General features: G+C 64.1%; 20 protein-coding genes. 7 read left to right on the top strand and 13 right to left on the bottom strand.

Annotated elements, in window-relative coordinates:
- Positions 1 to 8: 8 nt before the first annotated feature.
- The 7 genes from radA to rpsF all read right to left on the bottom strand — a co-directional run bounded on the left by radA (position 9) and on the right by rpsF (position 6,686).
- Positions 9 to 1,397, bottom strand: a complete 1,389-nt coding sequence (gene radA, locus AUL36_RS17195) for a DNA repair protein RadA (protein ID WP_058599814.1) — start codon at positions 1,395 to 1,397, stop codon at positions 9 to 11.
- 3 nt (positions 1,398 to 1,400) lie between these two features.
- Complete coding sequence (gene alr / locus AUL36_RS17200; protein WP_062222674.1) at positions 1,401 to 2,543, bottom strand: alanine racemase; 1,143 nt, start codon at positions 2,541 to 2,543, stop codon at positions 1,401 to 1,403.
- 14 nt (positions 2,544 to 2,557) lie between these two features.
- Entirely contained in the window at positions 2,558 to 4,042 is a 1,485-nt protein-coding gene (locus tag AUL36_RS17205) for a replicative DNA helicase (RefSeq protein ID WP_058599812.1), read from the bottom strand.
- Between the two features lie 278 nt (positions 4,043 to 4,320).
- Positions 4,321 to 4,893, bottom strand: coding sequence for a 50S ribosomal protein L9 (gene rplI / locus AUL36_RS17210; RefSeq protein WP_058636599.1), 573 nt, complete (start codon positions 4,891 to 4,893; stop codon positions 4,321 to 4,323).
- A gap of 18 nt (positions 4,894 to 4,911) precedes the next feature.
- Positions 4,912 to 5,862, bottom strand: a complete 951-nt coding sequence (locus AUL36_RS17215; protein ID WP_062222676.1) for a hypothetical protein — start codon at positions 5,860 to 5,862, stop codon at positions 4,912 to 4,914.
- 138 nt (positions 5,863 to 6,000) lie between these two features.
- Positions 6,001 to 6,249, bottom strand: coding sequence for a 30S ribosomal protein S18 (rpsR, locus tag AUL36_RS17220; RefSeq protein WP_019995679.1), 249 nt, complete (start codon positions 6,247 to 6,249; stop codon positions 6,001 to 6,003).
- Complete coding sequence (gene rpsF, locus AUL36_RS17225) at positions 6,249 to 6,686, bottom strand: 30S ribosomal protein S6 (RefSeq protein ID WP_058599809.1); 438 nt, start codon at positions 6,684 to 6,686, stop codon at positions 6,249 to 6,251. Before rpsF ends, rpsR begins: the two co-directional genes overlap by 1 nt.
- Before the next feature lie 388 nt (positions 6,687 to 7,074).
- On the opposite strand from rpsF, the gene fabD reads away from it, so the two are divergent.
- The 7 genes from fabD to gmk all read left to right on the top strand — a co-directional run bounded on the left by fabD (position 7,075) and on the right by gmk (position 13,394).
- Positions 7,075 to 8,016: an ACP S-malonyltransferase gene (gene fabD / locus AUL36_RS17230; protein WP_062222771.1), complete on the top strand. Its 942-nt coding sequence runs from the start codon at positions 7,075 to 7,077 to the stop codon at positions 8,014 to 8,016.
- Between the two features lie 25 nt (positions 8,017 to 8,041).
- Positions 8,042 to 8,779, top strand: coding sequence for a 3-oxoacyl-[acyl-carrier-protein] reductase (fabG, locus tag AUL36_RS17235; protein WP_062222679.1), 738 nt, complete (start codon positions 8,042 to 8,044; stop codon positions 8,777 to 8,779).
- 178 nt (positions 8,780 to 8,957) lie between these two features.
- The gene (locus tag AUL36_RS17240; protein WP_026358398.1) at positions 8,958 to 9,194 is read left to right on the top strand and encodes an acyl carrier protein; all 237 of its coding nucleotides are present in this window, start codon (positions 8,958 to 8,960) and stop codon (positions 9,192 to 9,194) included.
- 39 nt (positions 9,195 to 9,233) lie between these two features.
- Complete coding sequence (fabF, locus tag AUL36_RS17245; RefSeq protein WP_058599807.1) at positions 9,234 to 10,499, top strand: beta-ketoacyl-ACP synthase II; 1,266 nt, start codon at positions 9,234 to 9,236, stop codon at positions 10,497 to 10,499.
- A 164-nt stretch (positions 10,500 to 10,663) separates the two neighbouring features.
- On the top strand, positions 10,664 to 11,776 hold the full coding sequence (gene mltG / locus AUL36_RS17250; RefSeq protein ID WP_062222681.1) for an endolytic transglycosylase MltG: 1,113 nt from the start codon (positions 10,664 to 10,666) through the stop codon (positions 11,774 to 11,776).
- Positions 11,777 to 11,823: 47 nt separating this feature from the next.
- Positions 11,824 to 12,714 (top strand): YicC/YloC family endoribonuclease, encoded by an 891-nt coding sequence (locus AUL36_RS17255; protein WP_062222683.1) that lies wholly within the window; start codon positions 11,824 to 11,826, stop codon positions 12,712 to 12,714.
- Complete coding sequence (gmk, locus tag AUL36_RS17260; protein ID WP_062222685.1) at positions 12,711 to 13,394, top strand: guanylate kinase; 684 nt, start codon at positions 12,711 to 12,713, stop codon at positions 13,392 to 13,394. Before AUL36_RS17255 ends, gmk begins: the two co-directional genes overlap by 4 nt.
- Positions 13,395 to 13,430: 36 nt before the next feature.
- On the opposite strand, the gene rsmA is transcribed toward gmk, so the two are convergent.
- From rsmA to AUL36_RS17290, 6 genes are all read right to left on the bottom strand, one after another.
- Entirely contained in the window at positions 13,431 to 14,261 is an 831-nt protein-coding gene (rsmA, locus tag AUL36_RS17265) for a 16S rRNA (adenine(1518)-N(6)/adenine(1519)-N(6))-dimethyltransferase RsmA (protein WP_062222686.1), read from the bottom strand.
- A complete protein-coding gene (pdxA, locus tag AUL36_RS17270; RefSeq protein WP_062222688.1) occupies positions 14,258 to 15,322 on the bottom strand; it encodes a 4-hydroxythreonine-4-phosphate dehydrogenase PdxA in 1,065 nt (354 codons plus the stop codon). Before pdxA ends, rsmA begins: the two co-directional genes overlap by 4 nt.
- Before the next feature lie 10 nt (positions 15,323 to 15,332).
- Positions 15,333 to 16,268 (bottom strand): SurA N-terminal domain-containing protein, encoded by a 936-nt coding sequence (locus AUL36_RS17275; protein ID WP_062222690.1) that lies wholly within the window; start codon positions 16,266 to 16,268, stop codon positions 15,333 to 15,335.
- A 96-nt stretch (positions 16,269 to 16,364) separates the two neighbouring features.
- Positions 16,365 to 18,821: an LPS-assembly protein LptD gene (locus AUL36_RS17280; RefSeq protein WP_244497157.1), complete on the bottom strand. Its 2,457-nt coding sequence runs from the start codon at positions 18,819 to 18,821 to the stop codon at positions 16,365 to 16,367.
- A 1-nt stretch (position 18,822) separates the two neighbouring features.
- On the bottom strand, positions 18,823 to 19,902 hold the full coding sequence (gene lptG / locus AUL36_RS17285; RefSeq protein WP_062222692.1) for an LPS export ABC transporter permease LptG: 1,080 nt from the start codon (positions 19,900 to 19,902) through the stop codon (positions 18,823 to 18,825).
- The gene (locus tag AUL36_RS17290; RefSeq protein ID WP_058636610.1) at positions 19,899 to 21,092 is read right to left on the bottom strand and encodes an LptF/LptG family permease; all 1,194 of its coding nucleotides are present in this window, start codon (positions 21,090 to 21,092) and stop codon (positions 19,899 to 19,901) included. The genes lptG and AUL36_RS17290 overlap by 4 nt, the downstream gene beginning before the upstream one ends.
- Between the last annotated feature and the right edge of the window lie 195 nt (positions 21,093 to 21,287).

Here is a 21,287-nt window from a genome sequence, read left to right on the forward strand (position 1 = left end):
GCTGAAAATCAAGTGTCGTCTTCGATTTGGCGGCCCGCGACTTCGGCCACGAGATGGGGAAGCGTCTCGATTTCGAGCGCTTTGACGTCGCGCTGCTTGGGCAGATCGGCCGAGGATGACGGCAGGATCGCGGTTCGGAAGCCGAGCTTCTCCGCTTCCTTGACCCGCTGGCCCGCGTGGGACACCGGCCGCACCGAGCCCGATAGGCTGATCTCGCCGAAGAAGACGCTGTCGGCCGGAAGCGGCCGGTTCGATAGGGACGAGACGAGGGCGGCAGCGACCGCGAGATCGGCCGCCGGCTCGCGAATGCGATAGCCGCCCGCGACGTTCAAATAGACGTCATGCTGCCCGAGCCGGACCCCGCAATGGGCTTCGAGCACCGCCAGCACCATGGCGAGGCGCGGCGTGTCCCAGCCGATGACCGAGCGGCGCGGCGTTCCGAGCGGCGAGGGTGCGACCAGAGCCTGGATTTCCACCAGCACCGGCCGCGTGCCCTCCATGCCGGCAAAGACGGCTGCGCCGGGCGATTTGCCATTGCGCTCGCCCAGGAAGAGTTCGGACGGGTTGGCCACTTCGCGCAGGCCCGCATCGCCCATTTCGAACACGCCGATCTCGTCGGTCGGCCCGAAGCGATTCTTCACCGTACGCATAATGCGATAGTGGTGTCCGCCTTCACCTTCGAAATAGAGAACCGCGTCCACCATATGCTCGACCACGCGGGGTCCGGCGATCTGGCCTTCCTTTGTGACATGGCCGACCAGGATCACCGTCGCGCCGCTCGACTTGGCGTAGCGGATGAGAGCCTGACTGCCGGCGCGCACCTGCGTCACCGTGCCCGGCGCGGACTCCGCCATATCGGTCCAGACGGTCTGGATCGAATCGATGATCACGAGGTCCGGCCGCTTGTCCTGCGCGAGGGTCGCGAGAATGTCCTCGATATTGGTTTCTGCCAGAAGCTGGACGCTTGTGTCGCCGGCCTTCAAGCGCTGCGCGCGCAGGCGCACTTGCGCCACCGCCTCTTCGCCCGAGACATAGACGACGCGGTGACCGCCGCGCGCCAGCGCCGCCGCCGCCTGCATCAGGAGCGTCGATTTACCGATGCCGGGATCGCCGCCAACCAGCAGCGCCGAGCCGCGCACGAACCCGCCGCCCGTCACGCGGTCGAGTTCCGCGATACCCGAGATGATGCGCGGCGCTTCCTCCATGTCGCCCGACAGCGGCAGGAGGGTCGCCGGGCGACCCTTGCGGCGCGACTTCATCGGCCCGCCGCCGATGCCACCCGTGTCGCTTTCCTCGACGATCGTGTTCCACTCGCCGCAGGCTTCGCACTTGCCCATCCAGCGGGAATAGACCGAGCCGCAGTTCTGGCAGATGAAAGAGGTCTTGAGCTTGGCCATGCGTCAGATCGCGAAGCGCTGCACGCGGTTGCCCAGTGCGGTCAGAAGCTCGTAGGAGATCGTGCCGCAGCGCGACGCCACCTCGTCGATCGGGATGTTCGAGCCGAAGACCTCTGCGACATCGCCGGGCTGCACGGCATCGTCCGGCAGGTCCGTGACGTCGAGCAGGGTCATGTCCATGGAGATGCGGCCGAGAACCGGCGCGCGATTGCCGGAGATGACCATGTCCGGCGCGGGTTGGGCGCTCCGCAGGGATGTGACGCCCGAGGCGGTGCGGGGATAGCCGTCGGCATAGCCGATGCCGACCGTCGCGATGCGCGTCGCACGGCCGAGCCGCGCCGTCGCGCCATAGCCCGCCGCTTCGCCGCGCGTGGCTGTGTGGACTTGGAGAACTCGCGCGTAGAGCGTCGCCACGGGGCGCAGGGCGCCCATCGGGTCAAGGCGAGCTTCACCGCCGTAAAGCACGATGCCGGGGCGCGTCAGGTCGAAATGATAAGGCGCGCCGAGAAACACGCCGCCGGAATTGGCGAGCGAGCGCGCCACCTGCGGAAACAGCGCCGCCAGATGCTGAAAGCTCAGTCTTTGCTGCTCGTTCTGCTCCGAGGCGGGATCGTCGGCCGAGGCAAGGTGGCTCATGACGAGCGCGACGTCGAAGCCGCCGAGACGCGCGATGGTGAGGGCATCCCGCGCGTCGGCCTCGGCAAGGCCCAGCCGGTTCATGCCGGTCTCAAATTGAAGTGCGGCGGGCGCGGGCAGGGTGCCTGCGGCAGACTCGGCGAAGATGCGGACATCCTCGCGGCTGGACAGAACAGGAATCAGCCGATGCGCGCGGCAAAGTTCGGCCGCTTCGCGGTCCATTCCCTGAAGCACGAAGACGCGGCAGTTCGTATTGGCCAAGGCCTGTCGGATTTCCACGCCCTCGTTCGCCCAGGCGACGAAGAACTCACGGCAACCGGCCGCGAACAGCGCCTTGGCGACCAGCGGCGCGCCCAGACCATAGCCATTGGCCTTGACCGCCGCGCCGGTGCGCGCGCCGGGCGCGAGATTGGCCATGTGGCGCCAATTGGCCTTAAGCGCCCAGCCGTCGATCGTGACGAAGGGCGCGCGTCCGCTGACGGGAACGGCGGAAAGGATGGGATGCGTCATGAAGGTCTGTCTGCTTATTCGAACCGTTCCGGCATGTGGCTTTCCTCGGCCAGATCCGTGAATCGCGTGAACTCCGCCTGAAAGGCGAGCGGCACCGTGCCAGTGGGGCCGTGGCGCTGCTTGGCGATGATGACCTCGGCTTTGCCACGCGCCTCGTTCATCTCCTGCTGCCACTTCATATGGTCGTCGGTGCCGGGTTTGGGCTCCTTGCTCTGCAGGTAATATTCGTCGCGATAGACGAAGAGCACCACGTCCGCGTCCTGCTCGATCGAGCCCGATTCACGAAGATCGGACAGCTGCGGGCGCTTGTCGTCGCGCGACTCGACCTGACGCGAGAGCTGGGACAGCGCCAGGATCGGAACTTCCAGTTCCTTCGCCAGAGCCTTGAGGCCCGTGGTGATTTCGGTGATTTCCTGCACGCGATTGCCGGCCGTCTTGGCCGAACCCTGCATGAGCTGAACGTAGTCGATCACCATCACGTCGAGGCCGCGCTGGCGCTTGAGGCGGCGGGCGCGGGCGGCGAGCTGGGCGATGGAGATGCCGCCCGTCTGGTCGATATAGAGCGGAGCCTTCTGCATCATCTCGGTGCAGGCGACGAGCTTGGAATACTCCGCGTCCGTGATGTTGCCGCGCCGGATCTTGGAGGAGGACACCTCGCTCTGCTCGGAAATGATACGCGTCGCCAGCTGCTCGGCCGACATTTCCAGCGAGAAGAAGGCGACCACGCCGCCGTTCTTGGCCTTATGCGAGCCGTCGGCCTGCTCGGCCGGCTCATAGGCCGAGGCGATGTTGAACGCGATGTTGGTGACGAGCGAGGTCTTGCCCATGGCCGGGCGCCCCGCCAGGATGATCAGATCCGAGCGCTGCAAGCCGCCGAGGCGGCGATCCATCTCGCGAATGCCGGTGGAAATGCCCGACAGACCACCGTCGCGATCCTTGGCCGCGCCGGCCATCTCAATAGCCTGCGCCATTGCGTCGCCGAAGGACTGGAAGCCGCCATCGTAGCGGCCCGTCTCGGCTAGCTGATAGAGCGCGCGTTCGGCTTCTTCGATCTGCTTGCGCGGCTCGGCATCGACCGGCGCGTCATAGGCGATGTTGACCATCTCCTCGCCGATGCCGATCAGCGAGCGACGGATCGCCAGATCGTAGATGGCGCGGCCGTAATCATTCGTATTGATGATCGTCGTCGCCTCGGTTGCGAGGCGGGCGACATATTGCGCCATGGTCATATCGCCGACGCGGTCGTTGGCGGCGAGGAAGGTCTTGATCGTGATCGGCGTCGCGATCTTGCCCATGCGGATCATGGAGCCGGCCTTGGAGAAGATCTCCTTGTGGATCGGCTCGTAGAAATGCTCCGGCTTCAGAAAATCATGAACGATGTAATAGGCATCGTTGTTGACCAGGATAGCGCCGAGGAGAGCCTGCTCCGCCTCGATATTCGCGGGGGCCTCCCGATAGAGTGGCTGCTCCTCCTCGAATTTGCGCGCGGCTTCCGCCATTCGTCTCGTCTCCATGCGTAGGGTAGGGAACCCTTCTACAGGAGATCGTCACTCAGAACCAATTTCGCGAGAGGTCGGGGCAAAGATTCCCATCCTCCGGACGACGCCTCGGGGAAAAGCTGGGCGCGCTTTGGGGATAAGCTGTGGACGACCGCGTGAGGCGGGAAGGCTTCGCCGCACAACCACCTGCCTACGCGACATGAAAAAGGCCGGCGCATGGCCGGCCTTTCAAGGTCGAACGGTAACCGCTACGAAACCGTCGCGGCTCGAAGCGGAAATTAAGCGGCTTCTTCTTCGGTCTCGCCTTCGGCGTCGTCTTCGTTCTCTTCCAGCTCTTCCTCGTCGATGCCGTAGATGGCCTCGGCGGAGTTGAGCTGCTCGCCGCGAGCCTGACGCTCGGCTTCATCGGGCGAACGAGCGACGTTGACCTGAACCGAAACTTCGACTTCCGGGTGCAGGGCGATCTTGACCGAGTGCAGGCCGATCGACTTGATCGGCAGGTTCAGCTCGACCGCGTTGCGGTTCACCGCGAAGCCCTGCTCCTTCAGAAGGTCGGCGATGTCGCGCGCCGAGACCGAGCCGTAGAGCTGGCCGGTTTCGCCGGCCGAGCGCACGATCACGAAGCTCTTGCCGTTGAGCGATCCGGCGACGCCCTGCGCTTCCGTGCGGCGCTCTTCGTTGCGGGCGATGAGCGAGGCCTTCTGCGCTTCGAACTTGGCGCGGTTGGCGTCGTTGGCGCGCAGCGCACGGCCGGTCGGCAGGAGGTAGTTGCGGGCATAGCCGTCGCGGACGCGAACGGTGTCGCCGATGCTGCCGAGACGGTTGATGCGCTCGAGAAGGATGACGTCCATGGTCTTTTTCCTTGTTGGTTAGCGAGGATTGTCCGTGCCGGCCGCATCGGCCGGCGATTTCGCGGTCTCGAACAGGCCGAGAGCCAGGAAGGCGAGAAGCGGGATCGACAGAAGCAGGATCGCCGCATAGGCGGTGAAGAGCATGAGGCCACGCGCCGCGCGCCCGCGCGACTTGCGGTGCATGGCGGCCAGCCCGACCATCGTGAGCGCACAGCCGAGCGCGCCGGTGAAGACCGCGCCCAGAAGCCCGGCTGCGCCGCCCACGAAGCAGAGCGCCAGTGCGCCCGCGAAAAGCGGAAGCGCGATGCGGGGCAGGCCGGCTTGCGCGGGAATATCGTCCTTCGGCCGGGGCAGACGCCCGCTGAGGCGCGTGATCGCCGCCGAGAGGTAGAGGCAGATGACCAGCGTCAGAACGAGGAAGGCTGGCTGGATATATGGAATAACGGTGACGACGAACCGTCCCAGATCGGCCATCTGCTCGGGCGAAACGGCCGAGGACGCTTCCGAGGACAGGGCCTTGGCGATTTCGGGCGCAAGTTCGGCGGGGTTGTAGCCGATCAGCCAACCCATGACGATGCAGCCGAAGGCCGAGAGCAGCGCCGCTGCCAGAAGCACGCGCTCCAACGGATACCAGAGGAGCGCCAGCGGCTTGCCGTTTTCTGCAGGCTCGCTGTCGGACGGGCGCGCAAGGCCGCAAAGATGGCCGAGGATCGCGGCGGGCAGGCCGATGCTGAGAAGAATGGTGAGGCCCGCATAGAAGGAGCCGAGCGCACCGGCCACAGCGCCGAATGCGGCGAGGGCGGCCACAAAGCCCGCGACGCTGCCCCAGCCGAGGCTGGCGATCATGATGGGCATGGGCGCGACGAAGGCCAGCCCGACCGCGCTCGATGACTGCGTCACGAGGCCGGCGAACAGAAGGGCCGAGGCGAGGCCGGCCAGCAGTCCGATCAGGAGGGCTTGGGGATTCATCGAAAGATTTCGCTGTCCTGCATCGAGGCAGTTAGGGGCTCGTGCCCCAACTCGGCTGGCATGTCGCGATCCGGAGGCGCCGAACGGAACCGGACTGGGGAAGGAGCGCGGCGATAAACGCCGCGCCCCGAAAGGCGATTACTTCAGGACGTAGGGCAGGAGGCCCAGGAAGCGCGCGCGCTTGATGGCCTGAGCCAGGGCGCGCTGGTTCTTCTGCGACACCGCGGTGATGCGCGAAGGAACGATCTTGCCGCGCTCGGAAATGTAGCGCTGCAGGAGACGCACGTCCTTGTAGTCGATCTTGGGCGAATCGCTCGCCGCGAACGGATCGGACTTGCGGCGGCGATGGAACGGGCGCCGGGTGGGGAGCTGAGCGACATCAACCATTATGCGGCCTCATCGGTACGGTCACGACGCGGGCGATCCTCGCGGGGACGATCGTCGCGGTCACGGCGCGGCGGACGGTCGCCGCCGTCGCGGTCGCCACGACGCGGGCGGTCGTCGCGCTTCTGCATCATGGCCGACTGGGCGTCCTCATGCGCTTCAACGCGCACGGTGAGGTAGCGCAGCACGTCTTCGTTGAGGCGCATCTGACGCTCCATCTCGTCCACGGCCGCGGCCGGAGCGTCGATGTTCATGAGCGTGTAATAGGCCTTCCGGTTCTTCTTGATCCGGTAGGTGAGGGTCTTGAGACCCCAATTCTCGACCTTGCCGACCTTGCCGCCATTGGCTTCGATCACACCGCGGTACTGTTCCACGAGTGCCTCGACCTGCTGGCCGCTGATGTCCTGTCGGGCAAGGAATACGTGCTCGTAGAGCGCCATATCTTGTCGCCTTTCCTTCGGTTGCGATTGCGTCGAACCAGCGGCTAAGCCTCTGCGACTCTCCTGTTGGCCAAAGGCCGAATGGGGAAAGGCGCGCTCTTAGAGACGGTCGAGAGCGGGAACACGGGAAGCGGATGCGCAAGGCATCCAACGGGCAAAAGCAAGCCGTCTTCCGTTCAGCCCCCGGCTGGTTCGGACAATACGGTGCGGCCCATACAGCGTTTTGCGCAAAGTGGCAAGGCGCTCGGACGAATCAGTGCCTCGCGCCATGACATGCGAATCGCGAAACCGCAGCGTTTCGAAGGGCGGTAAATTTGGCGCTAAACTTGACACTCTGGAAGCCTGCCCCCATTCAGCCGGCAAAGCTCAACAGTCAAATGGGATGGCGATGTCGCTTGCCTTAGTGTTCCCCGGCCAGGGAAGCCAGACCGTCGGCATGGGCCGCGACCTCGCGGACACCTTCCCGCAAGCCCGGCGCGTCTTCGAGGAAGTGGACGAGGCGCTGGGCGAGCGTCTGAGCGACACAATCTGGAACGGCCCGGACGACAAGCTGACGCTGACGGCGAATGCCCAGCCGGCGCTCATGGCCGTTTCAGTGGCCGCGATGCGCGCGTTGGAAGCCTCCGGCTTCGATCTTGGCGAAAAGACATCCTTCGTGGCCGGCCATTCGCTCGGCGAGTATTCCGCTCTGGCAGCGGCGGGCTCACTCTCGGTCACGGATGCCGCGCGTCTCCTGCGCATTCGCGGTGAGGCGATGCAGGCGGCGGTGCCGGCAGGCGAGGGCGCCATGGCGGCGATCCTGGGTCTCGACGAAACGGCTCTGGCCAAGGTCTGCACCGAGGCCGGCCAGGGCGGCGTCTGCCAGATCGCCAACGACAATGGCGGTGGGCAGATCGTGATTTCCGGCACCAAGGCCGCCGTCGAGCGCGGCATGGCGCTGTCGCTTGAGAAGGGCGCCAAGCGCGCGATTCCGCTGCCCGTGTCCGCGCCCTTCCATTCCATGCTGATGCAGCCCGCCGCCGATCGGATGCGCGAAGCCCTGTCGAGCGCTGAGATTAAAGCGCCGCGGGTGCCGCTCGTCGCCAATGTCCTTGCGTCGGCGATCTCCGACCCCGACGAGATTCGCCAGCGTCTGGTGGAGCAGGTGACGGGTCAGGTCCGCTGGCGGGAAAGCATGACCTATCTCGCCGACGCCGAGGTCGATCTCCTGTTCGAGGTGGGCAACGGCAAGGTCTTGGCCGGTCTCGCCAAGCGCATCGACAAGCGGCTTTCGGCTGTCTCGATCGGCGCACCCGCCGACATTGAGGCCGCGCTCGCCAAGCTCGCCTGACGCTCCTTTCATTCGAGGATTTCCTATGTTCGATCTGACCGGCCGCAAGGCTCTCGTTACCGGCGCCAGCGGCGGCCTGGGAGAGGCGATCGCCAAGGCGCTGCACGGCGCGGGCGCTACCGTCGGCCTGCACGGCACCCGCCGCGAGAAGCTGGAGGAGGTCGCCGCCTCCCTCGGTGACCGCGTGCATGTGCTTCCTGCCGATCTCGGCTCGCGCGCGGATCAGACGGCCTTGGCCGAGGCGGCCGATGCCACGCTCGGCGGCGTCGATATTCTGGTCAACAATGCCGGCATCACCAAGGACGGCCTCTTCGTTCGCATGTCGGACGAGGATTGGGACCGTGTGATCGAGGTCGATCTGACCTCCGTGTTCCGCCTGACGCGCGCGCTGACGCACCAGATGATGCGCCGTCGCTACGGCCGCATCATCAACATCACCTCGATCGTCGGCGTCACCGGCAATCCGGGGCAGGCCAATTACTGCGCGGCCAAGGCGGGCATGATCGGCTTCTCGAAGTCGCTGGCCCAGGAAATCGCCTCGCGCAACGTGACGGTCAACTGCATCGCGCCGGGCTTCATCCAGAGCGCCATGACCGACAAGCTGAACGACAAGCAGAAGGACGCGATCATGGGCGCGATCCCGATGCGCCGCATGGGCGCGGGAGAGGACATCGCGGCCGCCGCGCTCTATCTGGCGTCCAACGAGGCGGCCTATGTCACCGGGCAGACGCTGCACGTGAACGGTGGCATGGCCATGATCTGAGGTCCTTGGCAGGGCGTCTCCCGCCTTGGATGGCGGGCGGCGCCGTGCTAAGCCGCCGAGGTGGGGCTTTCCCCCGTCGTTCGGCATGTTAGGCGTGACCTTCCCGGCTGCGCTGCTTGATTAACCAGACTCCGGCGTCTAACGAAGCGACGGAAGCCAATCCAACTGAGGAATGACTATGAGCGATACCGCTGAACGGGTTAAGAAGATCGTCGTTGAGCATCTCGGCGTCGAGCAGGAGAAGGTCACCGAAAACGCCTCCTTCATCGACGATCTCGGCGCCGACAGCCTCGACACGGTCGAGCTCGTCATGGCGTTCGAGGAAGAGTTCGGCGTCGAGATTCCGGACGATGCGGCCGAGACCATCCTCACGGTCGGCGACGCGGTGAAGTTCATCGAGAAGAACCAGGCCTGACGCTCTGGCGGACGCGTCCGCCCTGCACGTGAGTACCGTATGAGACGAGTCGTCATTACCGGCGTCGGCATGGTCAGCCCGCTTGGCGCCGGTGTCGAAGTCACTTGGAAGCGTCTCCTCGAAGGCCGCAGCGCGGCCGGTCGAATCGAGGGCTTCGAAGCGTCCGACCTGCCTTGTCAGATCGCCTGCCAGATCCCGAAAGGGGATGGCAGCGACGGGACTTTCAATCCAGATCTCTGGATGGAGCCCAAGGAACAGCGCAAGGTTGACGATTTCATCGTGTACGCCGTCGCGGCGGCGTCCGAAGCGCTGGATGATGCCGACTGGCATCCCGAAACGGACGAAGATCAGTGCGCCACTGGCGTGCTGATCGGCTCCGGCATCGGCGGTCTCCAGGGTATCGAGCGCAACGCGTTGATCCTGGCGGAGAAGGGGCCTCGTCGGATCAGCCCCTTCTTCATTCCCGGCAGCCTGATCAATCTGGCGTCCGGACACGTTTCGATCCGCAACAAACTGCGCGGGCCGAACCATTCCGTCGTGACCGCCTGTTCCACAGGCGCTCACGCCATCGGCGATGCGGCCCGACTGGTGATGCTCGGCGATGCCGACGTCATGGTTGCGGGCGGCGCGGAATCGCCTGTGGGTCGTTTGTCGATCGCGGGTTTCTCGGCCTGCCGTGCGCTGTCGACGAGCTACAACGACAACCCGACCGCCGCGTCGCGCCCTTACGATAAAGGTCGAGACGGCTTCGTCATGGGCGAAGGCGCTGGCATCGTCGTTGTCGAAGAGTTGGAACATGCTCTGGCGCGCGGTGCGCGCATCTACGCCGAGGTGATCGGCTATGGCATGTCGGGCGATGCCTATCATATCACCGCGCCGGCCGAGAGCGGCGACGGGGCCTATCGCTGCATGTCCATGGCGCTGAAGCGCGCCGGCATCGCGCCGGCTGAAATCGACTATATCAACGCTCATGGCACCTCGACGCCGCTGGGCGACGAGATCGAGCTTCGCGCTATCGAGCGTATGCTTGGCGACGCGGCGGCCGGAAAACTGATGTCGTCCACCAAATCCTCGATCGGGCATCTCTTGGGAGCAGCTGGATCGGTGGAGGCCATCTTCTGCGCGCTGGCGATTCGCGACAATGTCGCTCCCCCCACGCTGAACCTGGACGATCCGTCGGTGGAGACGCCGATCGACCTCGTGCCCAAGGTGAAGCGCGAGAAGGTGATCGATATCGCGCTGTCGAACTCCTTCGGTTTTGGCGGCACGAACGCGTCTCTCATACTGCGCCGCTACCGCGGCTAGAGTCGGCCAAGCCGTTCGAACCGGCTTTCGCCACATTCGGATGGTGGTTCGGGCATCCATGCCGAGAGGCCGCGTGATGTCGTGGCCCGAACCATTTCGAGAGTCAGCGCGCCGCCGGCAAAGATGCGGCTCGCCCAGTCTCGTTCCGATTCGAAGGGAACATCATGACCATCGGTTCAGACGAGACTGTCCGTGAACCCGTTCCGGCCGAGACCACGGCGGAGCGCCACCGCCGCAAACCCCGCTCCCGCTCTGCGCGCAACAGCTTCGTCGCCTTTCTCAGCTTTTGTGTCAGTGGCGCGCTCGCCCTGGCGCTGGCGGCGGCGGGTGTCGTGTATTGGGGCAAGACCGAATTCGAAGGCGCAGGTCCCCTTCAACAGGAGGCGACCTATCTCGTCCCCAAGGGCGGCGGCCTCGACACCATCGCGAGCGGGCTGGAGCGCAAAGGCATCATCAGTGATGCGCGCATTTTCGAATATGGCGTGCGCTTCGAGCGGGCGGCGAGCCAGTTGAAGGCCGGTGAATACGCCTTCGCGCCCGGCGCCAGTATGCGCGACGTGATGGATACGATCCGGTCCGGTAATGCGATCCTTCACTCGGTGACCATCCCGGAAGGGTGGACGGTGGCTCAGGTTTACGCGCGCCTTGCCGCTGACGATACGCTGGTGGGCGACCTGCCGCCGGTCGCGCCGGAAGGAAGCCTGCTGCCCGAAACCTACAAGTTCACGCGGGGTCTCAGCCGCGCCGAGCTCGTGTCGCAAATGTCGGCCGCGCAATCGAAGCTGGTCGCGGAAATCTGGAAAGGCCGACAGGACGGGCTTCCGGTCAAGGACATTGGGCAGTTCGTCACCTTGGCGTCGATCGTCGAAAAGGAAACGGGCATCGATTCCGAGCGGCCTCATGTCGCGTCCGTCTTCGTGAATCGCCTGCGCAAGAATATGCGCCTGCAATCCGATCCGACGATCATCTACGGCATCTGGGGCGGCGCGGGTAAGCCATCGGACGAGCCGATCCGTCAGTCCCATATCGCCAGCGACACGCCTTACAACACCTATGTCATTCGGGGTCTGCCGCCGGGCCCGATCGCCAATCCCGGCCGCGCGGCACTGGAGGCGGTTGCCCATCCGCTGGACACGGACGATCTCTATTTCGTCGCCGATGGCACGGGTGGTCATGCCTTTTCGAAGACGCTGGACGAGCACAATGGCAATGTGCGTCGCCTGCGCGAGATCGAGCGACGCTCTGGCGCTGTGCCCGCGAGCGCTTCGACGGAATGATCGCTTCCCGTCGCGGTGCAGCCGCTCTCCAGATCGGGAGTTGACGAATGCCCGTCCGAAGCATGACGGGCTTTGCCCGTTTCGAAGGCCTCGCGGATGGCGCGGGTTTCGTCTGGGAACTGCGCTCCGTCAACGGGAAGGGGCTGGAATTGCGGCTTCGGCTGCCGCAAGGTTTCGAGCGCATCGAAGCGGATGCGCGCCGAACTCTGTCCAGCGCCCTATCGCGCGGCAATCTGCAGATTTCGCTGTCTCTGGATCGACCGGAGAATGCTCTTCCGGCTTTCAGCATCAACCAACCCTTTCTGAACGAACTCCTCCGTCTTTCAGACGAGTTGGTGCGCGCAGGTCACGCGACCCCGCCGAGCGCAGACGGCTTGCTGGCGCTTCGCGGCGTCATCGAGGTCACGGACGACACGCATCGGCCGGAATGGTTCGACGCACGAGGGCCCGCTATTCTCGAGGGGCTGAAAGCCGCCGTCGCCGGCCTGCTAGCGGCGCGGGAGCAGGAAGGCCAAGCGCTTCGCGCGCTTCTCGATGCGCGGCTGAACGAGATGGAAGCGCTGGTGGGGCAAGCGCTCGAGGATCCTTCACGCGCCCCCGAGGCGCTGGCCGCACGCCTGCGGCAGCAAGTGATGGACCTTCTCGGCACAGACGCCTCGCTGGATACCGCGCGTCTCCATCAGGAAGCTGCCGTGATGGCGACCAAGATCGATATTCGGGAAGAGATCGACCGTCTCACGACTCATATCGCTGCCGCGCGCGGGCTTCTGGCGGATGGTGGCGCCATTGGTCGCAAACTGGATTTCCTGTCGCAGGAATTTAACCGCGAATCGAATACGATTTGCTCCAAATCTCACGCGGCCTCGCTGACCGCCATCGGTCTGCAACTGAAGGTCGTCATTGATCAGTTTCGCGAACAGGTTCAGAATATCGAATGAAACCGCTTTTGGATGTCGAAACCAGCCCCTCGATCGCTCGGCGCGGTCTGATGTTGGTTATTTCCTCTCCGTCCGGCGCCGGGAAGTCGACGATCGCTCGAACCCTTCTCGATCTCGATCCGAAATTTTCCCTGTCGATCAGCGTGACGACGCGCAAGCGCCGGCCGAGCGAGATCGATGGCGTCCATTACCATTTTATCACCGTGGAAGAGTTCGAGCGGCTTCGTTCTACAGATGCGCTTCTCGAATGGGCCGAGGTCCACGGCAATCTCTACGGCACGCCGCGCGCGTCCGCCGAAAAGGCGATGCGCGAGGGGCGGGACATGCTCTTTGACATCGACTGGCAGGGCGCGCGTCAGTTGCAGGAGCAGGCCAAGACCGACATCGTGTCGATCTTCATCCTACCGCCCTCCATGGAGGAATTGGCACAGCGTCTGACGCGGCGCGCCGAGGATTCCAAGGAGACGATCGCGATGCGGCTGAAAAACGCCTGCGTCGAGATCGAGCGCTGGCGCGACTACGAATATGTCGTGATCAATGACGATCTGGATCGTGCCTTCTCGGCGGTTCTCTCGATCGTCAGCGCGGAGCGTCTGCGCCGCGACCGCCGACCCGGCCTGTTCGACTTCACCGCGCGTCTTCTGGAAGAAGCCAACCGTGAAGCGGGCCACGAGGCTTGAGGTTTAAACCACGGCCCGTTTCGCGTGAGGGGTCGTTCAGGACAGCGCGTTCGCCAGACGAACGAATTCGCTGACATCCAGCGTTTCGGCCCGCCGTGTCGGGTCGATATCCGCGCGCGAGAGAAGCGCCTCGCCGCCGACCGGCTTTAGGCTCTGGCGCAGCATCTTGCGGCGTTGGCCGAAGGCGGCGGCCGTCACCCGTTCTAGAGCCTCCATCGAAACCGGCAGCGGCTCGGCGCGAGGGGTGAGCTGAACGATGGCCGAGGTCACCTTGGGGGGCGGCGTAAACGCTTCGCGCGAGACATCGAACAGAATTTCGGCTTGGGTTCGCCAGCCGGCGAGGACTCCCAAGCGGCCATAATGATCGTCGTCCGCACCTGCGACGATGCGCTCGGCGACTTCCTTTTGAAACATCAAGGTCAGGTCGAGCCAGCGGGGCGGCCAGGTCGGAACCGTGAGCCAGTTCAAAAGGAGCTGTGTGCCGACATTATAGGGCAGGTTGGCGACGATCTTGAACGGCCCATCCGTCAGGCTCGTCGGGTCGATCTCCAACGCATCGCCTTCCACCAGATGGAAGCGGCCGGGATAATGCGCGCCTATGGCCTCCAGGGCCGGGCGACAACGCGGGTCCTTCTCGATGGCAATGACACGTCCGGCCCCATGGGCGAGGAGCGCGCGCGTCAGGCCGCCCGGGCCGGGACCGATCTCAATGACCGTCTGCCCTTCCAGCGGCCCGGCTTGGCGCGCGATGCGACCCGTCAGGTTGAGGTCGAGCAGGAAGTTCTGACCGAGCGCCTTGCGCGGATCGATCCCGTGGTCGGCGAGAACCTCGCGCAGCGGCGGCAAACCGTCAAACGCGAGCGTCACGATTGAGGGGCTTCCATAGCAATATCAGTTTCGTCGGCGATTTTCGACATGCGCGCCGCCAAACGCAGCGCGGCAATGAAACTGTTCGGCCGCGCCGTGCCGGTGCCTGCGATGTCGCCGGCTGTTCCGTGGTCGGGAGAGGTGCGAATGATGGGCAGTCCCAGCGTCACATTCACCGTCTCGTCGAAGGCCAGCGTCTTGGCGGGGATCAGGGCCTGATCGTGATACATGCACAGTGCCACGTCGTAGCGCCGCCGCGCTTCCGGGTGGAACATCGTATCGCCGGGTAGGGGGCCGACCACATCGAACCCTTCCGTTTGGAGCATCGCAACGGCGGGTCTGATGACGGCTTCGTCTTCGCCGCCGATCGCGCCGCGCTCGCCCGCATGGGGGTTAAGGCCGGAAATGGCGAGTCGCGGCGTCTCGAGACCGAAGCGCTCGCGCAGATCATTGATTACGATCCGCGCCGTGGAAACGATCAGATCCGTCGACAGCGCCGCCGGCACCTCCGCCAACGGGATATGGATCGTGACGGGGACGCAGGAGAGTTCAGGCCCTGTCAGCAGCATCACTGGTTGCAAAGACGTGTTGGTCAGCGTGCCGCAGAGTTCGGCCAGATATTCCGTATGGCCGGGATGGGCGAAGCCGGCCTCGTAGAGCGCCTTTTTATCGATCGGATTTGTGACGATCGCGGCGGCGTCTCCCGACAGAACGAGGCGCGTCGCCCGATCGATGGCCTCGATCGTGCCGGCCGCATTGGCCGGATCAAGGTCGCCGGGCGTGTCGACATGCTTGTTGACGAGCGGCAGCACCGCCATCTCTTCGGCTGGAACGGAGGCGATGTCTGCCAGGCGCGACAGGGTATGGACCGTGACATCGATCCCCAGCCGCGTCACGCGCGAGCGGATCATCTGCGGATCGGCCAGAAGCACGAACCGGGGAAGATCCAGAAGTTCCCGATCGCGGAAGGCGAGCAGGGTGACATCCGGCCCGACGCCGGACGGCTCACCGACAGTGACAAGGAGGATAGGGCTGTCCGGCCCGGCAGTTTTGCTTGGCATAGGGTCCGGATTATCGACGGATGATCGCCGCTTTGTCGCGCAGCTTCTTCAGAAAAGCCTTGTCGGGCTCCTTCTTGCCCATGGCTTCCATTTCGTTGGCCTGGAAGACCATGGCCGCCGTTTGGTCATCCGAGACGGAGCGGCTGTCGCAGATAGCGACGAACTCGACGCCGCGCTCGGTTTGCTGGGCCTTGGTTGTCTTGCCGCGCGCAGCGTTGACAATCTCGTCCTTCCAGCGTGGCGGCAATTCGGGCTGCGGAATGCGGCCGAGATCGCGGACGGTGACGTCCCGCAGTCCCTTGGCGATGTCGTAGGTGGCGGGGCAGCTCGTGAAACGCTGGCGCAGCAGATTGGCTTCGCTCATACGGCGCTCCATCTGCGATCCGCGCTTGTCCTGCGGCACGACGAAAATGACCTGCTGAAGTGTATATTCTGTCGTGGTCGGCTTCTTGCCGCCCTGCTGGATCATCCGCTGCACGGCGTCCTGCTCGGTGATGCGCTCGGTTTGGCGCACATTGGCGACGACGGCCTGACCCCAACCCATCTGGACGCGAATGTAGTCCTTGAAGCCCTTGGCCGAGAAGCCCGCGCGAGCCAGAACTTCCGAGAGCTGCGCTTCGGTCAGCTTGTTGTCCCGTGCGAAGCGGGCAAAAGCCTCGTCCACGGCCGCATCGGGAATTTGAATGCCGCGCCGACGCATTTCCTGCGTCTTCAGAGCCTCGTCGATCAGCTCATCGGTGGCGGCCTGCGTACCGCCCGGCGCGCGGCGCAGCTTTAGGAAGGCGGCGCGCTGCTGGATCTGATAGCTCGTGATCGCCTGCTTGTTGACGATCACCTTGATCTCGGACGCAGCCTGAGCGGGGGCGGCGCTGAGCCCGCCCGCGATTGCAAAGGCTGCCAGAGCCGAGCAGAGGGCGAACTGTCGGGCAAGCTTGCGTGCGGTCATCGTATGCCTATCTCCCGCTCCTGAGCGGCCGAACATCGGCCGCCCGACGCCGCGCTTATCAGGCGGCTTTGGCGAAACCATGGTCTTTTTAACAGATCAATTGGTCGAGCCAAGTCCATAGCTGTATCCGACCTTTCCAAGGGTGCGGAACGAGAGGGTGAGCATGACGCTCGTCCGAGCTTCGGTCAGTCGATATTGATCGTCGGTGTTTTTGTATTCGGCCAACAGACTGAAGCATTCGTCGGCATAACCCACACCGAATGTCTTGCTGATGAACGTCTCGTTCTCGATATCGTAAGCCAGCGAGCCGACGGTCTTGAAGTTCTCGTTGATCTTGTAGGACGCCGATGCCGTAACCTGTTTCCGATCCACGGGCAGGCTGTAGATCGGCTGAGCGGCGATCTGTGAATACATCAGCGACGTATCCAGCTTTCCGTAGCTGAAACCGCCCATCAGGTCGGTTCGCTTGACCTCGAAATCGTCCTTATCGAAGCGGCCTTGTGCGCCCAGGCTGATCCCCAGAGGCGTCGCCAGAACGATGGACGAAACATAGTCGGAGCGATCCGACTCCAGTCCCGATTCGTATCCGACCAGCGCGAGGTCCGGCTGCGCGAACGGGTTCTCGCCCGCCAAATGAAAGGACTGACCGAACACGGCGTCGATCGCGTAGCCCGCGCCGAAGACGCCGCCATACTGGACGCCGAGATTGGCCCGCGTGCCGCCTTCGATCCGGTCGTAGCCCGAAAACTTGTCGGCTTCGAAAAGATTGGCCGCATTGAAGACCAGGCTCTGCGCGTCTTCGTTCGGCAGGCGGCCGGACTTCATTTCATCCGGTCGCACGAGCAATTGGGCGATCGGGGTAATGACGTGGGAGGCGGTCGCCGTTTCGATCAGATAGGGGTAGCGCACGTCCAGTCCGGCCGTCGCCATGCCTCTGGCGCCGGATTCATCGACGTCGATACCGCCGAGCCCGAGGCTTGAACTGGTTGCGGCCGGGATCCCCTGCGCTTCCATATCGGCGCGGTAGAGATCGCCGCGAAGGCTGGCCGACGGCGTGATCTGTAGGCCCTCGTCCGTGGTCAGCGTCCGCTTCCACTTCGCCTCGGTGGTCACGCGACTGTAGTCGCCTTCCAGCACGTTGCGCCGGAAGACATCCGTCCGATACGGAAAGCCCTGCGACGCATTGCAGGCGCCTTTGATGAAGCGCGAGGGGTCGCACAGGAGAAGATAGCCGGGGCTCGTCGCGTCGCGGCGAATATTGGTCAAGTTGGCATCGAGTTCCAACTGCCCGCCGAGTATCGGGTTCTCGTTGATATATTGATAGTCGAGCGACGGCAGGACAAAGGGCTGAACCTTGCCGGTCAGCGTGTTTTCGGTCTGAACGTCGAAGCTCTGCCCGCGCAGATCGAAGAAGCTCTGGTCACCCAGACCCGTCAGATAGATTTCGTTGGTGCGATAGATCTGATTGAAATTCTCGATCTGATAGACGCGGCTGAAATTGCGATCGCTTTGCGCCAGCAAGTCCCAGCCGAAGGTCCATTGCTCGTTGAGCGCGAAGCGGCCCGTCGTGCCGATCATGCCCCGATCGCGATCGACGCTGATCGGATTGGTGATCGCGTTGTCGGAGCGGAAGTCGCTGAACCGCTCGGGGTTCAGCTGCGAAATCCCCGCCGTCTGAAGCGTGAAGTAGCCGTTTTCGAACGCCTTGCGATATTCGGCCTCGGCGAGGAATCCCTGACGCGTGAAATAGGTGCCCGCGACCGTCGCGTCGGAGCTTTCGTCGATGGCGAAGTAATAGGGAACGCGCACCCCGACGCCGAGCTTGGAGTTCGACTTGAAGCTTGGTGGCAAGAGACCCGTCTGGCGCTTCACCGTCGGATCGGGCGAGGCGAAATAGGGGAGGTAGGCCAGCGGCTTGCCGAACAATTCGAAGCGCGCGCCGTAATAGCGCACGACCTTGTTCTTCTGGTCCCACACGATGCGGCGCGCCTTCACCTGCCACAGAGGCGCGCGTTCGGGATGCTTTTCACAGGCCTCGCAGGCGGTATAGACGCCGCGCTCGAATGTCGTCGTGTCGCCATTCTGGCGCACGGCCTGGCCTGCCGCGAAGCGCGTGTTATCCGGCGTCTCGATCCGCAGCGCCTGGATGAAGCCATTGGCGAAATCGTCGGTCACATCGATCGAGTCGGCGTAGACCTTGTTGCCCGAGGGCTCCACCAGCTCGACATCGCCGGACGCAACGAGGCGACGCGACGCCTGATCGTAGACGATGTCGCGGGACACGAGCTTGTAGCCGCCATAGTCGATCTGGATCCCGCCCTTGGCGGTGACGACCTGCTTGTCGCTGTCATAGGTAACGGTATCGGCCTCGAGGAACAGCTGCGTTCCCTCGGGTACCGAAACCGAAGCGCCAAGGTCGCCGAGCGACGTCTGGGCATGGGCGGCGACGGCTGCGACCATCATGGCCGAAAGCGCGACGCCGGTCAGGAGAGCAGCCTTGAAAACGGGCTGAGCACCCGTCCCCCATCGGCGCGAGATCCCCCTCGCTGTCATTCTAACCATCCTCCTGATGGAGCAGGATTGTCGTCCCGAACAAACCCGCCGCCACGACCGGGAACCAGGCTGCCACGACAGCCGGAATCACGGAGTTGCTTCCCAGCGCTTGGGCCAGGAACGTTATCACGTAAAGCACGAAGCCCGCCGCGACGCCACCGACGATCGTGCCGCTCGATTGTCCCAATCGCGTGTAACGCACAGCCACGGTGGCCGCGACGAGCGTCATGGCCACGAACAGGGCGGGACGCGCGATCAGGGCGTTGAACCGCATGGCGAACGCATCGGCATTGTAGCCGAGGCTCCGCGCCACCTCGATCTTGCCCCCGAGCTCCCAAATGGAGATCGCATCGGGATTGGCGAGGCGCTGTTCGATGAATTCCGGGAGCAGTGTCGTCGGAATGGTGACGCGGGACTCGCGAACCGGTGGTGAGCCAACGCGGGTCACAAGCGGGTCTTCGATCACCCATTCGCCGTTCTCAAGCCGGGCCTGCGCGGCGTCGATCCGTTCCGACACGACGCCTTCCTGGCGCATGATGAAGGCCGTGACGCCGCCGAGCGTCGCGCCGCCATCCGACACGGCTTTGGCGCCGATGATCGATTCCACGCCTTTGCCCGTCTGGCGTAGCCAAGGCGAGCGGTCGTTGCTTTGTGTGACGACGCCGGCCGTCGCCGTTTGCAGCCGCGCCGACTGCGCCTGTGCCGCAGCCGCGATCGGATTGTAGAGGCCGACCGATAGCACCCCGATCAGAAAGGACCCGAAGGCGAAGGGCGCGATGATCTGCCAGACCGACATGCCGCCGGCGCGCGCGATCACGAGTTCCAGTTTGCGGTTGAGCGAAACCAGCGTGAAGATCGACGAGAACAGGATAATGAAGGGGAAGGCCTGCTCGATGAAAGCCGGAACCCGAAGCGCCGAGATGGTCGCGATCGTGGCGAAGGAGACGTCCTGCGAGGCGCCCCGGCGGCTGACCTCTATCATGTCGATGAGATAGGTCAGAGCGAAAACGGCGATCAGCGTCGAGATGAAGCTGACGACGTAGCGCCGCAGAAAATAAAGATTGATCGTCCGCCGGGTCATGCGCGGCCTGCCCCCGACGTCGAACGGTCCGAGGGGAGAAGGCGCGCCAATTGCGCGCCGACCCAGCGGAAGCCGTCCGTGATGCGGCGCACGATCGGATGCTCGATCACATTCACGTCCCGCCAGAGAAGCCAGATGTCGAACAGGATCGCGGCGGCGGGGAGGGAATAGATCACGACGGCGTAGCGCGGATTCTTGCTGATGAGCGAAAGCGACACGAAGCCGATCGCCTTCAAGGACAGCGCGCCGGCCAGCCCCAGCGCCATGGCCGGTCCCGGTCCTTGACGGTTGGTGCGCGGATGGGAGGCGATGACCAGGGCCCACAAAGCAAAGGCGATCGGGAAGAGCCAATCGGTGCGGCGCTGGGCCAGCTCTTCCACGAACTGGTTGGGATGCAGCTGGAACACCTTATCGTTCGGATCGGGGTTCAGAAGCTCGCGGGTCGAGCGCTCCGACATGCGGATCCAGTCACCCGTTTCGACAGGCCGCAGATTGGCGAGATCGAACGCATAGGTCTGGAACTCGATGATCGAAACCGTGCCGTTCGTGTTGTTGCGACGATGCAGCTGACCATCGTCCAGAACCAGATAGGACTGACCCTCGCGCTCCACGATCTGCGCCTCCCGGGCAAAATAGGTCAGATCCAGCGCCGGGTCGCGCGTATCCGATAGGAAGAGGCCGCGCACATTCGAGCCGCGCGCCTCGTCGATGCTCATCACCAACCCGTCCTGCACGCGCTCGAAGCGGCCGGGCTGAAGAAACAAGCTGATCGCATCGGCATTGATGGCGCGGATGCCGTTTTGAAACGCGCTCGACGCAGCCGGGCCGATGAAGTTGGAATTGATGACGATGATCGCCGCCGCGCCGAAGGCGAGATAGAGAATCGGCTTGAAGATCACCTTGCGCGATCCGCCGGCCGCCGCGATCACCGCGCGTTCGGAATCGGCGTTCAACGAGTTCAGGGCCTGAATCGCGCCGATCAGAAGTGCGAAGGGAATAACGCCGGCCGCAAGATCCGGCATCAGCATGAGGGCGATCCAGATGATGTTGCCGGCGGCTGTCGCGCTGGTGCGCACGATGTCGAGCCGTTGCAGAACCTGGACGATCCAGACGATCATCACGAGCGCGGCCAGCGAACCGACGCTGTAAACGGCGACGCGCTTGAAGATGTAGCGTTCGATAAGCTTCATGCGTTTTGCGGTTCCGGCGATCCCGTTGCGGGCGCCGGGGGCTCGGCGCAGCGTTCGAACCCGATCGTTCGACATATCTGGCTGCGGTAGACTGCTCCAGCTTGGCTAAAGAAGGGCGAACAAAGATGGTTAGCCTTTTCTTAATGCCGTGGCCACCCTTGCAATCGCTTCCTCCACGGCCAAGATGCGCCCCAA

Source organism: Aureimonas sp. D3 (assembly GCF_001463805.1).
GTDB lineage: Bacteria > Pseudomonadota > Alphaproteobacteria > Rhizobiales > Rhizobiaceae > Aureimonas > Aureimonas ureilytica_A.

Excerpts from the sequence above, each read along its gene's own strand:
- radA (WP_058599814.1), bottom strand. The coding sequence starts at position 1,397 with ATGGCCAAGCTCAAGACCTCTTTCATCTGCCAGAACTGCGGCTCGGTC.
- alr (WP_062222674.1), bottom strand. The coding sequence starts at position 2,543 with ATGACGCATCCCATCCTTTCCGCCGTTCCCGTCAGCGGACGCGCGCCC.
- AUL36_RS17205 (WP_058599812.1), bottom strand. The coding sequence starts at position 4,042 with ATGGCGGAAGCCGCGCGCAAATTCGAGGAGGAGCAGCCACTCTATCGG.
- rplI (WP_058636599.1), bottom strand. The coding sequence starts at position 4,893 with ATGGACGTCATCCTTCTCGAGCGCATCAACCGTCTCGGCAGCATCGGC.
- AUL36_RS17215 (WP_062222676.1), bottom strand. The coding sequence starts at position 5,862 with ATGAATCCCCAAGCCCTCCTGATCGGACTGCTGGCCGGCCTCGCCTCG.
- rpsR (WP_019995679.1), bottom strand. The coding sequence starts at position 6,249 with ATGGTTGATGTCGCTCAGCTCCCCACCCGGCGCCCGTTCCATCGCCGC.
- rpsF (WP_058599809.1), bottom strand. The coding sequence starts at position 6,686 with ATGGCGCTCTACGAGCACGTATTCCTTGCCCGACAGGACATCAGCGGC.
- fabD (WP_062222771.1), top strand. The coding sequence starts at position 7,075 with ATGTCGCTTGCCTTAGTGTTCCCCGGCCAGGGAAGCCAGACCGTCGGC.
- fabG (WP_062222679.1), top strand. The coding sequence starts at position 8,042 with ATGTTCGATCTGACCGGCCGCAAGGCTCTCGTTACCGGCGCCAGCGGC.
- AUL36_RS17240 (WP_026358398.1), top strand. The coding sequence starts at position 8,958 with ATGAGCGATACCGCTGAACGGGTTAAGAAGATCGTCGTTGAGCATCTC.
- fabF (WP_058599807.1), top strand. The coding sequence starts at position 9,234 with ATGAGACGAGTCGTCATTACCGGCGTCGGCATGGTCAGCCCGCTTGGC.
- mltG (WP_062222681.1), top strand. The coding sequence starts at position 10,664 with ATGACCATCGGTTCAGACGAGACTGTCCGTGAACCCGTTCCGGCCGAG.
- AUL36_RS17255 (WP_062222683.1), top strand. The coding sequence starts at position 11,824 with ATGCCCGTCCGAAGCATGACGGGCTTTGCCCGTTTCGAAGGCCTCGCG.
- gmk (WP_062222685.1), top strand. The coding sequence starts at position 12,711 with ATGAAACCGCTTTTGGATGTCGAAACCAGCCCCTCGATCGCTCGGCGC.
- pdxA (WP_062222688.1), bottom strand. The coding sequence starts at position 15,322 with ATGCCAAGCAAAACTGCCGGGCCGGACAGCCCTATCCTCCTTGTCACT.
- AUL36_RS17275 (WP_062222690.1), bottom strand. The coding sequence starts at position 16,268 with ATGACCGCACGCAAGCTTGCCCGACAGTTCGCCCTCTGCTCGGCTCTG.
- AUL36_RS17280 (WP_244497157.1), bottom strand. The coding sequence starts at position 18,821 with ATGACAGCGAGGGGGATCTCGCGCCGATGGGGGACGGGTGCTCAGCCC.
- lptG (WP_062222692.1), bottom strand. The coding sequence starts at position 19,902 with ATGACCCGGCGGACGATCAATCTTTATTTTCTGCGGCGCTACGTCGTC.
- AUL36_RS17290 (WP_058636610.1), bottom strand. The coding sequence starts at position 21,092 with ATGAAGCTTATCGAACGCTACATCTTCAAGCGCGTCGCCGTTTACAGC.